Origin of the sequence: Helcobacillus massiliensis (assembly GCF_014191425.1) — a bacterium.
GTDB lineage: Bacteria > Actinomycetota > Actinomycetes > Actinomycetales > Dermabacteraceae > Helcobacillus > Helcobacillus massiliensis.
The window spans coordinates 738408-752418 of sequence record NZ_JACHWP010000001.1 but is presented as its reverse complement, the minus strand read 5'-3'; the positions used below and the strand labels follow the sequence as shown (position 1 = coordinate 752418).

Below are 14011 nucleotides of genomic sequence, written 5' to 3'. Positions count from 1 at the left end.
CATGCCCCTTCTGCTGCTCGACATCGTTCTGTACAGCTCGGACGACCCCGAAGCGAGCGCCGTCCTCATCGACGACGGCGTTATCGCCTGGACCGGCCCCGCTTCCACGGCGCGCGCCCTGTTCACCGGCACACCCGCGATTCGGGCCGACGGGTGCCTGGTCTCCCCGTCGTTCGTGGACGCCCTGCCGGTGGGCCGCACCATCGCCGGTCGTTCCGGCGCCTCCGCCGAGGGCCACGAGGACCCGTCGGTCCCCGCCGCCGGCGACGGGTACGCCGCGCCGCGGGCCGCGCTCGGCATCACCGATGTGGGCCCCGCCGCCTCCGGCCGCGGCATGCAGGACGGGGTGCGCATCATCGTGCCGATGATCGACATCGCGGTGGACTACCTCGCGGAGGCCTCCGGCGGCACCGCCATCGCGTTCGGCTCCGGAGGGGAGGACGGCTCACCCTGGCGCTGGGTGCGCGCCGCCAGCATCGACGCTGACCCTGACAAGCGCATCTCCGAAAGGGCCGCGTTCCTCGCCGCTACCCGCGGCGGCCGCCGCCTCCTCGGGCAGCACCATCCCGGGTCCCTGAACCCGGGCGCGCCCGCTGACCTGGTGGTGTGGGAGCCGTGGGACCTGACGGTCCGCGGCAATGACGAACGCATCCAGACCTGGTCCACGGACCCCCGCTCCCGCACCCCGATGCTGCCGGACCTCACCGACGGCGAACCGCGCGCCCTGCTCACCATGAAGGACGGCGAGGTCGTGTTCGATGCCGGGGAGCTCGACGCCCCCCAGGCACTGGAGCCGGGGGAGTGACCTCCCGCCCCACCTCGCTGCGCACCCCCGGCGGCGTCGCCGTGATCCTCGCGGCCGTCGGCGGGGTCCTGTTCAGCCAGTCGTTCCCACCCGCGGACCTGTGGTTCCTGCTGCCGGTGGCGATCGGTCTGCTCGTCATCGCCTCCCACACGGAGCGCCGGTCGATCGCTGCAGTGGTCGCCATCGTGTTCGGGGTGTGCGCCTTCCTCCCGCTGTTCGCGTGGGCGAACATCTACGCCGGGCTCGGACCATGGGCGGCACTGGCGGTTTTCGAAGCCTGCTACCTGCTGCTGTTCGCCCTCGGTTCCCGCGCGGTCCTCGCCCGCTGGGGCCACGGGCTGCTGCCCGCCCTTGCGATCGGTGTGCTGTGGGCGGGCACCGAAGCGGTCCGCTCGCATGTGCCGTGGGGCGGCCTGCCGTGGGCGGCGTCGGCGTTCTCCCTCGCCCATTCGCCGCTGCTGAACCTCGGCCCGTGGATCGGGGTGCCGGGGCTCGCCGTCGTGCTCGGCTGGATGGGGGCCGCGGTCGCGTCCTGTCTGCTGGGGCTCGCCGGTCGCCGCCGTGACCGCCTCGACGGGCTCGGGGCTCTCCTGCCGCTGCTGACGGCAGCTCTGGTCATCGCGGCATCCGTGGTGGTGCCGCTTCCGCGGAATCCGTCGGCCACCGAGCCGCGCAGCCTTGCGGTCACCGCGGTGCAGGGCAATGTGAAGCCGCCGCCACCGGGCTCGTACTACCTGCCGGAGGAGATGTTCGACAACCATGTCGCGGCGACCCGGACCGCGCTGTCCAACAGCGGAGCAGCAGCGTCCGGGACCCGGCCCGCGCATGAGCCGGACCTCGTGGTGTGGCCGGAGGACTCCACCGGCTGGAACGCGCCTTCGCAGCCGTCCCGCATGGCTCAGGTCGCCGACCTCTCCTGGCAGGCCGGTGCACCCATCCTCATCGGCGCGCAGGTGCCGCACGGCCGCGACAACCGCAGGAACATGGCGATCCTCGTGGACGAGAACGGCCCCACCGCCCAGCAGTACGCGAAGCGCCACCCCGTGCCCTTCGGGGAGTACATTCCGGCGCGCGGGTTCTTCTCCCGCATCACCGACAAGGTCGAACTCGTCGCCACCGACATGGTCGCCGGCAGTGAAGTCGGGGTGATGCAGGTTGCGGGGGCACCCGTCGGCGTCCTCATCTGCTTCGAGATCGCCTACGAGAACCTTGTCCAGGACGTCGTCGCCGATGATGCACAGATGATCGTGGTGCAGTCCAACAACGCGCTGTTCGGCGACTCCGACGAAGCGATCCAGCAGCTCGCCGAAGCGAAGGTGATGGCGGTGGTCTCCGGCCGCTCAGTGGTGCACATCTCCACCGTGGGGCACTCCGCCGTGTTCACCCCGAACGGCCGCACCATCGCCTCCCTTGACCATTGGGTCGCCGGGTCGATGCAGGCGGATGTTCCCCTGCACACCGGCATCACCCCGGCGATGCGGTTCGGCACCCTGATCCGGTGGGCTCCCGTGGTCGGCTCCGCCGCCGTCCTCGTGCTGCTCGCCCTTATTCCGGAGCGCAGCCCCGCCCCCGCACAGCCCTCACGCACGATGCCCCCACGCAGGAGGAAGACCCGATGAGGACCATCATCGTCACCCCCACATTCAACGAACGCGAGGCCCTGCCGGGCACCCTGCGCCGCCTGCTGACCGCGCTGCCGCACGTGGACGCCCTCATCGTGGACGACGGCTCACCCGATGGAACCGGCACCTGGGCCGAACAGGAAGCGCTGCGCGATGAGGCCGCCGAGGGCCGCCGACGGATCCATGTCCTGCACCGGGCCAGCAAACAGGGCCTGGGCCCCGCCTACCTGGAGGGATTCGCGTGGGCGCTGGAGCGCGGCTACGAGGTCATCGGTGAAATGGACGCAGACGCCTCCCACCGCCCCGAGCAGCTGCATCGGCTCCTCGATGCCGTGGACGCCGGCGCGGACCTCGCCATCGGGTCACGGTGGGTGCCGGGCGGGCGCGTGCACAACTGGCCGGCGCACCGGGAGGTGCTGTCCCGCGGCGCCAATATCTACGCACGCCTCATGCTCGGCCTGTCCGTTCACGACGCCACCGCGGGATTCCGAGCATTCCGCGCCGACCTGCTGCGCACTGTCCTGGCCGGGGATGCGGTCGCGTCCCAGGGGTACTGCTTCCAGGTCGACATGACGCGTCGTGCCGACGGTGCCGGGGCCCGCATCGTGGAGGTCCCGATCGACTTCGATGAGCGCACCGAGGGCGCTTCGAAGATGAGCTCCGCGATCGTCCGCGAGGCGCTCGTTCGGGTCACTCAGTGGGGCGCGGCCCATCATGGGCGTCGCCTCCAGGCCACGGTGGGAGGATGGGCCGACCGTATCGTCCAGGCCCGAAGGAGTCGACGGTGAAAGAGAAGGCGATGTCCCTGCTGCCGCTGTGGATTCTGCTGATCGGCCTGGCGGAGCTCGCGATCCTGATCGCGATCGGGGTCAACACGAGCTTCTGGTGGCCGGTTCTCATCGTGGTGATCGGCTGGCTGATCGGCATCGCCCTGCTGGTGCTGGCCACGCAGCAGTCGATGAGTCGCCTCGGTGCGCTGATCCGCACGCTGCGCGACGGCTCCCGTTCCTCCTCGCGCCGGTCCCGTCCCGTGTTCACTCTGATGGCGGCGCTGCTGTTCTTCTTCCCCGGTATCCTCACGGACCTGGCGGGCCTCGCTCTGCTGTTGACCCCGGTGCAGGACTCCGCAATGAAGAAGGCGGGCCTGGGGTCCGCGAATCGTCGGCAGCTGTTCTTCCGGGGCCGCGGCGGGGTGATCGAGGGGGAGATCGTGGTGACCTCGGATGACCGGGCGTCCTCCACTGGGTCGCATGCGGCAACGCAGACGCCGCCCCCGATGATCGAGGGCGGCGTGGTGCGTGAGAAGGGGGAGGACCCCCGCGCCTGAGGCTGCGGACCGCGTGCGCATCTCAGCGTGCGCGGAGCCTCACAGCGTCACAGGAAGTGACGGTTGGAGTGGAGGCGGCCGCGGCGCAGCAGGTCGAGGCGCTTGTCCAGGAGGACCTGCAGCTCTTCCTCGGAGCGGCGCTCCAGCAGCATGTCCCAGTGGGTGCGGACGGGGCGACCCGGCTTCTCATCGGGCTTCTCGTGGTCGCGCAGCACGGCGGTGGCGCCGCAGCGGCACTCCCACACGAGCGGAACATCCGCCTCCACGGAGAACGGGAGGATCGTGGTGTGGCCGTTGGGGCAGTCGTACGGCGACTCCTGGCGGGGTGCCGCGAGGACGCCCTCGTCGGTCTCCATGGACAGCGAACCCAGCCGGGTTCCTCTCAGCGAGCGAGAGCTCATCTAGTTCCAGCCTTCTTCCACTGATTCGGTGCGTGTGGCGATCTGCTCACACCCGGTCAACGCGCGGGCTGACCTGTGTATTCCACAGATCGATGCGGTTAGTGATAATACCATCCGCCCCCATCTCCAGCAGGCGCCGCATGTCCCCGGGGTGATCCACCGTCCACACGTGCACCTCGCAGCCTGCCCGGTGCGCCTTCGCGATGAGGCGCTCGGTCACCACCCGCACACCCCGCACCTGCTCCGGCACCTGCAGTGCGTCCCAGCGGCGCAGCAGGGTATCCGTGCCGGGCAGTTCGAGCGCGTCGGCCAGGCGGATCGCCGCCATCGGCGCGAGTGACGGGCTGCGCCTCACCCGCACCCCGGTCATGCCGGTGATCATCGCCGCCGCCCGCCGCGGATAGGCACCGGTGAAGCCCGCGAGGCACACCCTGTCCTGCGCGCCGGCGCGGACGATCGCTCGGGCGGTCGGCAGGATCGCCTGCTCCGCTTTGATGTCGATGTTGACCGGGACGTCCAGGTCCCCGAGGACGTCCTCGAGGGTGGGAATGGGGCTGAGGCCGCCCACGCGCACTCCGCGCAGGTCCTGCAGGCGGCTCTCGGCGACGGTGTGCTCGTCGCCCGTGGCGCCGCAGCGGATCTGCGGATCGTGCACGGTGAGGGCGATGCCGTCGGCGGTGGCGTGCACGTCGGTTTCGATGACGTCCGCGCCGTTTGCGACGGCCCGGTGGAAGGCCTCCAGCGTGTTCTCGTCACCGTCCGGGGCGAAGCCGCGGTGGGCGATGCCGCGCGGCAGCTCACCGGGCATGAACCCGCTTCTCACAGTCCTTCTCCTGTCACCAGCATGTCCTCTTCGTCTTCGTCGCTGAGTCGTCGCCGCGGCCGCTTCGCGCCGGCGCTGCGGGCGGAAGGGCCATCGGTCCGAGATCCGTCGGCCGCCTCCGCGTCTGGGTCACCGCTCTCGGCGCGGGCATCGCGCTCATCCAGGACGGCGCGGCGCGCCGCCACCACGAATCCGACGGGGAAGAACGCCGCGAACACCCACCACTGGAACGCGTACGACAGGTGTGGTCCGGTGTCGGTCTCGGGCCGCTCCACCGGCATCAGCGGCGCGGACGCATCGGCCGGTGGTGCCGACGGGTCCTCACTGATCATCGTGCCGTAGGCGCCCGTCATGACTCCGGGCAGCGGCCCGGTCTGCCCCTGGACATCGGGGACGTTGATCGACTGCACCTGGCCGTCGGTCTGCGCCCGGCCGAGGCGGGGCTCCGTCGGCCTCAGGTGGGCGGTGAGGGTGACGGTGCCGTCCGGCAGCGGGGGTGAGCCCGCCGGTGTCGACTCGACCTTCGCAGCGGGTACCCAGCCGCGCACCACCAGCAGGGTGCGCTCGCCGTCGGTGAAGGGGACGAGCTGCAGGAACCCGACCTGGGAGGCACGGGTGCGGTTGCGCACGAACAGGGTGTCCTCGGACCGGTACTGCCCGGTCATGGTGACCTGGGTGTAGTCGTCCTCAGCCCGCAGCGCAGAGGTCGGGGAGGGGAGTGGACCGGCGGGGTCGACGGGTGCGGCGTCGTAGTTGCGTTCGATGGTGGCGACGGCCTCAGCCTTCGCTTCGTAGCGGTGGAACTGCCAGCGGCCGAGCAGGATGCACGCGGTGACGGCGGCGAGCACGAGGAGGAGGGCGAGCGCCCACCGGGGTGTGAGCAGGGTCTTCATTCTTCGCTGGTCGTGCTGTCCTCGTCGATGATGCGGCCGTCGGAGTCGATGATAACCACGGGCGCTGATGACTCCAGGAGCAGAGGTCCGCCCGACGGCTCGGGCGGAGGGGAGCTCTGCCCCTCGCGGTCCTGGTCATTGGCGAACATCACCGCGAACAGGGGGATGAGGACCGCAGCGACCAGCATCACGAGCTTCCACCAGCCGGGCACGATGAGGATCAGCACGAAGCAGATCATGCGGATCGCCATGTTGATGGAGTAGATCCGCAGGCGGTGCGAGACGTCCTCGGAGCGGGCCTTCGGAGCCGGAGGCGGGGGAGCGGCGAACTGGTCGGTCATTGCGGCAGCACGGCCGCGTGGTCGAGGAGTCGCAGGAACAGGTACACGGTGCCGCCCACGATCCCGGTGCTGATCACCGCGATGACCGCGTCCACGCGGCGGGATGGGCGGCGGATCTCAGCCTCGGGAATGTCCTGGGCGGTGGGGGAATCGGCGAGGACGCCCGGTGCGGTCACGGCCAGGGGATAGTCGAGGTCGGTGCCGCGCTGGAGGCGGGCTCCGCTGGCGCGCAGCGAGCCGCTCGGCGCCAGGGGAGCATCCGTCGGCAGCTCCTCCGCGTTCCAGCGCCACCCCGCCGGCGGGGTGGGCCAGTCAGCGGGAGGCACCCACCCGGCCGGAGGCTCCCAGTCGGCACTGGGCGGCTCCGGCCAGGCGGGGGCGGGGTTGAAGCGGGACACGGTCACTTCTCGGGGACTGCCCACTTGGCGCCGGACTTGTCACCGTTCCAGGTGATGGTGAGGTCCGGGACCTTCTTGATGTCGTACAGGATGCGCATGGTGCCGGACTCGCCCTCTTCGAGGTCGTAGTCCAACGTGTTCAGGCCCGCTTCATCGGACTGGCTGTAGGAGGTGCGCGCGACATCCACCACACCGCCGTACGGGGTGTTGACCCGGACGTTCAGCGGGTTCTGGTGGATCTTTCCGGACTTCGAGGTGGTCTGAACCGTCACCACGAGGTAGGTGCCGTTGGTGGGCTTGTCCACCGGTTCGCCGTCGCTCGTCTTGATGTCGCTGCCGTCGGACCAGCGGGTGGAGAGGACCACCTCACCGGAGCCGGAGAAGGTGACCACAGATTTCTTCTCAGCGTTCTTGTCCGGCTTGACCAGCGGTTCCTTCGGCGTGGGCTCAGCAGTCTCAGTGGGTGACGGGGCCTCAGACGTGGTGGTCGGGTCAGCCGGTGCGCTGGAGCTGGAGCTGGGGCTGGGCGACGGGTCAGCTGTCGCCTCGTCGTCGCCCTTGAAGAAGTAGAAGGACAGGGCGATTGCGGCAAGGATCGCGAGCAGCAGCGGCAGCACCAGGCAGGTCAGCCACCAGAACCGGGCGAAGAAGCCCTTCTTCTCCGGCACGCCCTGCGCCTGGATCGGTGTCCAGTTCTGCGTGGTCGCGCCGGAGGGCTCACTGTCACCGGCGCCGAACATCGGGGCGGGGGCGGCGCTCGCCGCGGAGGAGCCCGTCGCGGACGAACCTGTTTCGGACGCGGAGCCTGCGGCACCGGCGTGGGAGGCGGAGTCGTCCGCGTCGTCCTCCACCCAGTACTGCCAGTCGGCGGGCGCTTCGCCCCACGCGGGGTCCGGCTGCCAGCCTTCGGGCGGTGTCCAGCCCGGTTCTGCCGGCGGCCAGTTGGGCGGTGGGTTGAAGCGCAGTGCCATAGTGGTCGTGTCCCTTCCCCTGCTGCAGGGATGCATCGGTCAGTGGGTGCGGCCACCAGTGTACGACCGTGCCGGGTTCGCGGGGGCGATCAGCGCACCAGGCGGCCGCGATAGGGTAGCGGGGCCCATTCATGACCCCATCGAAGGAGAACGCGGTGACCGCACGCAGCGTCCTGATCACCGGCGGCAACCGAGGCATCGGCTACGCCCTCGCAGAGCACTTCCTGTCCCTCGGCGACAAGGTCGCCGTCACCTCCCGCTCCGGCACGGGCGGCCCCGACGGCGCGCTCACCGTGGCTGCGGACGTCACCGACTCCGCCTCCATGGACGCCGCGTTCGCTGAGGCGGAGGAGAAGAACGGCCCGATCGAGGTGCTGGTCGCCAACGCCGGCATCACCGACGACCAGCTGCTGCTGCGCATGAGCGACGACTCCTTCGAGAACGTCCTCGGCACCAACCTCACGGGTGCGTTCCGCTCCGTGAAGCGCGCCATCAAAGGCATGATGCGAAAGAAGAAGGGCCGCATCATCCTGATCTCCTCCGTGGTGGGCCTGTACGGCTCCCCGGGCCAGGTCAACTACGCCGCCTCCAAGTCCGGCCTGGTCGGCATGGCGCGCTCCATCACCCGTGAGCTCGGCTCCCGCGGAATCACCGCGAATGTCATCGCCCCCGGCTACATCGACACGGAGATGACCCAGCAGCTCAGCGACGATCTGAAGAAGGAGTACCAGAAGGCGATCCCGGCGGGCCGCTTCGCCCAGCCGGAGGAGGTGGCGAAGGTCGCCGCGTTCCTCGCCTCCGATGACGCCGCCTACATCTCCGGTGCTGTCATCCCGGTCGACGGCGGCCTCGGTATGGGACACTGATTCGGACCGTCCCCATCACACAGGAAGAGGACTTGTGAACGACGAACCTCCGAGTCGGATGCTTCTGCTCATGCGCCACGGCAAAGCGGAGAACTCCGCCCCCACCGATAAGGAGCGCCCTCTGGCCTCCAAGGGCGTCACTCAGGCCCGCGCCGTCGGCGACTACCTCCGTTCGCAGGGCATCTGCCCGACCCGAGTCCTCGTCTCCTCCGCGCAGCGCACCCGCGACACGTGGGATGCGCTGCGCCCCGGTCTTCCGGACTTCGACGGGGACGTCAGCGTCCACGACGAGTTCTACGCCACCGGACCTGCTGAGGTGCTCGAGGAGCTCCACCGCCTGCCCGCCGACGAATCGGTGGTGCTGGTGATAGGCCACGAGCCGGTCATGTCCTCGCTCGCCTCCCACCTCGCCGATGAGGAGTCGTCCGATTCGGGTGCGACCGCACAGGTGCGGCTGGGGATGCCGACGGGGTCCGTCAGCGTCTTCAGCGGCCGCCTCGGCTCGTGGGCTGAGCTCGGTGAGGATTCGCTGAGCCTGCACGCGCTGCTGCGCGGCTGACGGCCCAGCGAACGGCCGGGCCGTCGCTCAGAACCCGTCGAGTCGGGCCAGGTGCTCACGCACCGGGTCGAGGGACGGGCCGTCGATCACGAGGTCCACAACCTCCCGCAGGGCCGGCTTCGGGTGGAACCCCACCGCGAGGCCGGCCTCCGCCATGAGGTCGATGTCGTTGGCGCCGTCGCCGAGGGCGATGATGCGCTCGCGCGGCACACCGTGCGCGGCGGACAGGAACCGCGCCTGCATCGCCTTCGCTTCGCGGTCCACGATCGGGCCGTCGACCCTGCCGGTGAGGTGCCCGTCGGCCACCTCGAAGCGATTCGCCAGCACCGACTGGATGCCGACCTGCTCCGCGAGCGGAGTGATGATCTCCTCGAAGCCGCCGGACACCAGCGCCACCAGCCAGCCGCGCTCGATCGCCTCGGAGGCGAGTTCGAGCGCGCCAGGGGTCGGCACGAGCTGCTCGCGCACCTCGTCGATGACGGTGGCGGGCAGGCCCTTGAGGGCGGCGACGCGGTGGTGCAGAGACTCGGCGAAGTCCAGTTCGCCGCGCATCGCCCGCAGCGTCACCTCTTCGACGTCGTCGCGCACGCCGGCGTAGTCGGCGACCAGTTCGATCACCTCCTGCGTGAGGAAGGTGGAGTCGACGTCGGAGATCAGCAGTCCGCGGTAGGCGGTGTCAACCACAGCATGTCCTTTCGACGGGGCTCTCGTCTGCGCAGTCTAGCCGCGCTCACACTGGTGAGGAGGAGAGGACCGCGCTGAGGGCGCTGCGGGCAGCATCATGCAGATCCCGCACCAACTCCCGTCGCGCCGTATCGAGGTCCGGGTCCTCCAGAAGCCGCTCGCACTGCACCGCGGCGCGGCCCGCGATCCGCGCGGTTTCCACATGCCCCGCGTCGATCCCGGGGTGGGGCTCCATCAGGAACCAGTCGTCGGGCAGCTCCGCGGGGCCGACGGGTTCCTCCAGCACGATGTCCAGGCGCTGCGCGCGGTCAGCCGCGTCCTGCAGGCAGCGGAACAGGTGCTCCCGGGCCCCGTCGGTCCGCTGCGGCGTGACGGGCCGGTTCGGTGGGGCGTTGTGCCGATCCACCACGAGGGTGCGGTGGTGCGGATCCTGGCGGTGGACCGTGAGGGTGTGGTGGGCGAGGGGCCCGTCGGCGACCACGAGCGCCTGCCCTGCGTCCAGCGCCGCCGCGATCGCCGGGGGCGGGCCGATGAGGCCGGCGATCCGCCCGGGCTGCGGCAGCACGAGGTTCACGATGGGGCGGTGCATCAGCTGCAGGTCCAGCAGCCACGCCGCCGGGTCGAACGGGGGAGCGAAGAAGAACTCGGGGCCGTCGAGCTGGTCGAGGAGCCCGTCGGCGCAGAGGCGGCCGCGCAGCAGACCGTGCGTCCAGGAGGACAGCACCGCCAGGCGCGGCACAGGGATCGCCGTCACGTCAGGAGGCTGAACTCGGCGGTGGGGATCGCGCCGTCCTTCTCCGGTTCAGCGATCCGTTCCAGGCGGAGTCGAACGTGCGTGCCGAGGTCGGCGTCGGCGGCCACCCACGTGGTGACGGGTGGTTCCACGAGCTGCACCTCCACGCGCGGCTTCTCCCCGTCGGAGCGTTTGATGACGGTGCCGGTGAACTCCTGGCCCACGAACGGCTTCAGGCTCAGCACCTCCACGAGATCCACCGCTTCGCGCTCCAGCTTCCCGGCGACGGAACCGGTGGACTTCATGATCTCCGGCAGTTCGCCGAGGGCGGCGCGCAGCTCAGCGGGGATGGCGCGGTCGGTGCTGATCATCCAGCAGACGAGGAGTCCGAAGCGGTCCACGAGGCGGCGCAGCGGCGCGGTGACGTGGGCGTACGGGGCGCCGATCGCGGCCTGCTCCAGGCTGGGCGCCTCGTCCGCGTCGTCGTCGGCCGGCGGGGCCCCGAGCGGCAGGTATCCGGCACCGCGGAACAGCACCCCTGCGTGGTTGAGCAGCGCGAGATGCTGCGGGTTGCGCCAATCGAGGGTGCGGAGGAACTGCCCGTACGGCTGACCGTCGGCCCAGGTGATGCCGAGGGCCTCCGCCTGCAGACGGAAACGGGTGCGGGCCTCATCGGTGGGGGCGGGCATGGTGCGCAGGATGCCGACACCGGCATCGATCATCATCTGCGCTGCGGCCATGCCCGTCATGAGGGAGATCTGCGCGTTGGAGTCCTCGATCGGCTGCGGGGTGCGCCAGGCGAGGCGGACGCTGCCGTCCTCGTTCTCCTCCACCTCCTGCTCCGGCGTGTTCAGCGAGGCGCCCTCGCGCAGCTTCTCCTGTTCGATGCGGAGGTCGCCGACCTGCTGCAGGAGCAGCATCATGGGGTGGCCCTGGCCGGCGTCGAGGTCGTGCTGGACAGCGTCGTAGGCGAGCTTCTCGCGGCTGCGGACCACGGCACGGGTGAGGCTGCAGGCGGTGACGGCGCCGGCCGCGTCCAGGCGCATGTCCCACACGAATGCGGGAGCGTCCTGGTCCGGCAGCAGGGATGCCGCTCCTTCGCTCAGCACCTCGGGGTGCAGCGGAACCCGTCGGCCCGGGAGGTACACGGTGGCGCCGCGCCGACGCGCCTCCTGATCGATCACGTCCCCGAGGTGCACGAAGGCGGGCACATCCGCAATGGCGTAGCGGACGCGGAAGCCGTCCCCATCGGGGTCGATGTGCAGCGCCTGGTCGAGGTCGGTGGAGGAGGCGGGGTCGAGGGTGACGAACGGGATGTCCCGCAGGTCCTCGCGTTCCACCTCGCCGTTCTGCCAGGAGCCGGCGGCGCGTTCAGCGGCCTCCAGGACGGCGGGCGGGAACTCCACCGGAACCTCGGTGGCGGCGACCAGGACATCGATGGCGGCGCGGATCTCATCGGCCGCGACGCCGTGGGCGGACAGTCTCACCGTTCGGTTCGTCATGCGCGCCAGTGTACGGGCGCGCCCTGCCTCCAGGGTGGGGGGAGCGGGCGGTAGGGTTGGTGGCATGGTTCCTGTTGCGCAGCTGAACAGCGTCAGTGTTCGCCGAGGTGAGAAGCACCTGCTGAAGGACGTCTCCCTCACGATCAGCGAGGGGGAGCGCTGGGTGGTGCTCGGCCCCAATGGCGCTGGGAAGTCCACCCTGATCTCCCTGCTGGCGGCGCGCATGCACCCCAGCTCCGGCACCGTGGACCTGTTCGATGAGCGCGTGGGCCGCACCGACGTGTTCGAGCTGCGCCCCATGATCGGCCTCGCCAGCCAGGCCCTCGCCGACTCCATTCCCGCCGGTGAGCGTGTGCTGGACGTTGTGGTCACCGCCGGGTACTCGGTGGTGGGCCGCTGGCGCGAAGAGTATGAGGACTCCGATGTGGAGCGCGCGCGCCGCCTCCTGACCGTGTTCGGCGCTGGGAAGCTCGCCGATCGGCGCTTCGGCACGCTGTCCACCGGGGAGAAGAAGCGCGTGCTCTCGGCGCGCGCTCTGATGACGGACCCGGAGCTGCTGCTGCTGGATGAGCCCGCGTCCGGCCTCGATCTGGGCGGCCGTGAGCACCTCGTGCGCGCCCTCGGCATCCTCGCGAAGGATCCCGCCACCCCGGTGACCGTGCTGGTGACGCACCACGTGGAGGAGATCCCGCCGGGCTGCACGCACGCTGTCCTGCTGCGCGGCGGCGAGATCGTGAAGGCCGGCGCGATCAGCGACGTGCTGACCTCCCAGAACCTGACGAAGACGTTCGGCCTGCCCCTGGTGGCGGAGAAGAAGGGGGAGCGCTTCACTGCGCGGGCCCTCACCCTCTCGTGATCATCCGCTTCGAGGACCCGCAGGATGAGCGCCTGCGGGACTACCACTCGATGACGGACGTGAACCTGCGCCGTGCTCTGGAGACGGAGTGCGGTCTGTTCATGGCGGAGAGCTTCAACGTCATCGACCGGGCGCTGCGGTCGGGGTGCCGCCCGCGGTCGTTCATGATGAGTGAGAAGTGGCTGGAGAAGTTCGCGCCGCTGTTCGAGAAGGATCCATCGGTCCCCGTGTTCGTGGCCAGCGAGGACGTGCTCGAGCAGACCACCGGTTTCCATGTGCACCGCGGGGCACTGGCGGCGATGCACCGCCCCGAGCTGCCGACGGTGGCGGAGGTCCTCGCAGGTGCACGCACTGTGGCGGTGTTCGAGGACATCGTGGACCACACGAACCTGGGCGCGATGTTCCGCTCCGCGGCGGCACTCGGAGTGGATGCGGTGCTGGTGACGCCGTCGAGCGCGGACCCGCTGTACCGGCGGTCCATTCGGGTCTCCATGGGGACGGTGTTCCAGGTGCCGTGGACCCGCCTGGAAGCGTGGCCGCATGGCCTGGATGTGCTGCGCGAGCACGGGTTCACCAGTTACGCGCTGGCGCTGGAAGAGGGGTCGGTGCCGCTGCAGGACGCCGAGCTCGGCCCCGGGGGGAAGGTCGCGTTCATCCTCGGCACCGAGGGGCACGGGCTGAAGCGGTCCACCCTGTCGCGAGTGGACGGCACGATCATCATCCCGATGAGCGGGGGAGTGGACTCGTTGAACGTCGCGGCGGCGAGCGCTGTTGTGTTCTGGCAGCGGCAGGCGGAGCTCGCACTGGCCTGAGACCGCCCCGCGGCGTCGGACGCCTGGCTGCCGGATGTCACGGTCTGTCCATAATTTCTGTGAATCATGCCCGCGGGTGCTGGTGAGCTGGTTGGGGTCGTGGGCACGACTGTTCCCCTTCCCGACGGTTGCGGACCTGCTCGCTCTCGCGGTCGGCGCCGGTGAAGGCACTGTTGCGGCGATGGAGAGGGGCAGTAGAAGCACGAGCGGCCCCCTGGCGCATGAGCCCGGCCGCACTGTCGCGGATATCCGTGCCGGAGCGGACGTGGAGGATGCGCTCCGCCAGCTGGGCCGGCGCACGTCCCTGGAGGCCATCACCCGGTTCACCGATGGCGTCACCGTCGCCATCAGCCTCAAACCCTGAGCCGCCTTTTCTCGAACGCATGCTCGAGTGTTGGAGGGATGCGGCAGGCTCTTG

Annotated in this window: 18 protein-coding genes; 9 read left to right on the top strand and 9 right to left on the bottom strand. The window is 70.2% G+C overall.

Annotation, left to right across the window (positions count from 1 at the left end):
* The first annotated feature begins 1 nt into the window (after position 1).
* The 4 genes from FHX50_RS03445 to FHX50_RS03430 are packed head-to-tail and all read left to right on the top strand — an operon-like array spanning position 2 to position 3754.
* Positions 2 to 805: an amidohydrolase family protein gene (locus FHX50_RS03445; RefSeq protein ID WP_183374466.1), complete on the top strand. Its 804-nt coding sequence runs from the start codon at positions 2 to 4 to the stop codon at positions 803 to 805.
* The gene (gene lnt / locus FHX50_RS03440; protein ID WP_183374464.1) at positions 802 to 2424 is read left to right on the top strand and encodes an apolipoprotein N-acyltransferase; all 1623 of its coding nucleotides are present in this window, start codon (positions 802 to 804) and stop codon (positions 2422 to 2424) included. The genes FHX50_RS03445 and lnt overlap by 4 nt, the downstream gene beginning before the upstream one ends.
* Positions 2421 to 3215: a polyprenol monophosphomannose synthase gene (locus FHX50_RS03435; protein ID WP_183374462.1), complete on the top strand. Its 795-nt coding sequence runs from the start codon at positions 2421 to 2423 to the stop codon at positions 3213 to 3215. Before lnt ends, FHX50_RS03435 begins: the two co-directional genes overlap by 4 nt.
* Positions 3212 to 3754 carry an FxsA family protein gene (locus tag FHX50_RS03430; protein ID WP_183374460.1) on the top strand — a complete coding sequence of 181 codons (543 nt, stop codon included), beginning with the start codon at positions 3212 to 3214 and terminating at the stop codon, positions 3752 to 3754. Before FHX50_RS03435 ends, FHX50_RS03430 begins: the two co-directional genes overlap by 4 nt.
* 47 nt (positions 3755 to 3801) lie before the next feature.
* Here FHX50_RS03430 and FHX50_RS03425 read toward each other — a convergent pair whose 3' ends face one another.
* The 6 genes from FHX50_RS03425 to FHX50_RS03400 are packed head-to-tail and all read right to left on the bottom strand — an operon-like array spanning position 3802 to position 7581.
* A complete protein-coding gene (locus FHX50_RS03425; protein WP_183374458.1) occupies positions 3802 to 4155 on the bottom strand; it encodes an RNA polymerase-binding protein RbpA in 354 nt (117 codons plus the stop codon).
* Between the two features lie 46 nt (positions 4156 to 4201).
* Positions 4202 to 4978, bottom strand: a complete 777-nt coding sequence (locus FHX50_RS03420; protein ID WP_239375308.1) for a glycerophosphodiester phosphodiesterase family protein — start codon at positions 4976 to 4978, stop codon at positions 4202 to 4204.
* Entirely contained in the window at positions 4975 to 5871 is an 897-nt protein-coding gene (locus tag FHX50_RS03415) for an SURF1 family cytochrome oxidase biogenesis protein (RefSeq protein WP_183374456.1), read from the bottom strand. Before FHX50_RS03415 ends, FHX50_RS03420 begins: the two co-directional genes overlap by 4 nt.
* Entirely contained in the window at positions 5868 to 6212 is a 345-nt protein-coding gene (locus tag FHX50_RS03410; protein WP_183374454.1) for a DUF3099 domain-containing protein, read from the bottom strand. The genes FHX50_RS03415 and FHX50_RS03410 overlap by 4 nt, the downstream gene beginning before the upstream one ends.
* Positions 6209 to 6610 (bottom strand): hypothetical protein, encoded by a 402-nt coding sequence (locus tag FHX50_RS03405; RefSeq protein WP_183374452.1) that lies wholly within the window; start codon positions 6608 to 6610, stop codon positions 6209 to 6211. The genes FHX50_RS03410 and FHX50_RS03405 overlap by 4 nt, the downstream gene beginning before the upstream one ends.
* 2 nt (positions 6611 to 6612) lie before the next feature.
* Positions 6613 to 7581 carry a hypothetical protein gene (locus tag FHX50_RS03400; protein ID WP_183374450.1) on the bottom strand — a complete coding sequence of 323 codons (969 nt, stop codon included), beginning with the start codon at positions 7579 to 7581 and terminating at the stop codon, positions 6613 to 6615.
* Between the two features lie 131 nt (positions 7582 to 7712).
* Here FHX50_RS03400 and fabG point away from each other — a divergent pair, with 131 nt between their 5' ends.
* Positions 7713 to 8447, top strand: a complete 735-nt coding sequence (gene fabG, locus FHX50_RS03395; protein ID WP_183374449.1) for a 3-oxoacyl-ACP reductase FabG — start codon at positions 7713 to 7715, stop codon at positions 8445 to 8447.
* 70 nt (positions 8448 to 8517) lie between these two features.
* Complete coding sequence (locus tag FHX50_RS03390; protein ID WP_239375310.1) at positions 8518 to 9006, top strand: SixA phosphatase family protein; 489 nt, start codon at positions 8518 to 8520, stop codon at positions 9004 to 9006.
* A gap of 27 nt (positions 9007 to 9033) precedes the next feature.
* Here FHX50_RS03390 and serB read toward each other — a convergent pair whose 3' ends face one another.
* From serB to FHX50_RS03375, 3 genes are read right to left on the bottom strand one after another with little or no spacing between them, the layout of a single operon-like run.
* Positions 9034 to 9690, bottom strand: a complete 657-nt coding sequence (serB, locus tag FHX50_RS03385) for a phosphoserine phosphatase SerB (RefSeq protein WP_183374440.1) — start codon at positions 9688 to 9690, stop codon at positions 9034 to 9036.
* A gap of 46 nt (positions 9691 to 9736) precedes the next feature.
* Entirely contained in the window at positions 9737 to 10444 is a 708-nt protein-coding gene (locus FHX50_RS03380; RefSeq protein WP_183374438.1) for a hypothetical protein, read from the bottom strand.
* Complete coding sequence (locus FHX50_RS03375) at positions 10441 to 11925, bottom strand: RNB domain-containing ribonuclease (protein ID WP_183374437.1); 1485 nt, start codon at positions 11923 to 11925, stop codon at positions 10441 to 10443. The genes FHX50_RS03380 and FHX50_RS03375 overlap by 4 nt, the downstream gene beginning before the upstream one ends.
* Before the next feature lie 64 nt (positions 11926 to 11989).
* Between FHX50_RS03375 and FHX50_RS03370 the strand changes: the two genes are divergently transcribed.
* The 3 genes from FHX50_RS03370 to FHX50_RS03360 all read left to right on the top strand — a co-directional run bounded on the left by FHX50_RS03370 (position 11990) and on the right by FHX50_RS03360 (position 13957).
* Entirely contained in the window at positions 11990 to 12781 is a 792-nt protein-coding gene (locus FHX50_RS03370; protein WP_183374435.1) for an ABC transporter ATP-binding protein, read from the top strand.
* 50 nt (positions 12782 to 12831) lie between these two features.
* Positions 12832 to 13593 (top strand): TrmH family RNA methyltransferase, encoded by a 762-nt coding sequence (locus FHX50_RS03365; RefSeq protein WP_183375325.1) that lies wholly within the window; start codon positions 12832 to 12834, stop codon positions 13591 to 13593.
* 82 nt (positions 13594 to 13675) lie between these two features.
* A complete protein-coding gene (locus FHX50_RS03360; RefSeq protein WP_221187092.1) occupies positions 13676 to 13957 on the top strand; it encodes a type II secretion system F family protein in 282 nt (93 codons plus the stop codon).
* Positions 13958 to 14011: the final 54 nt, after the last annotated feature.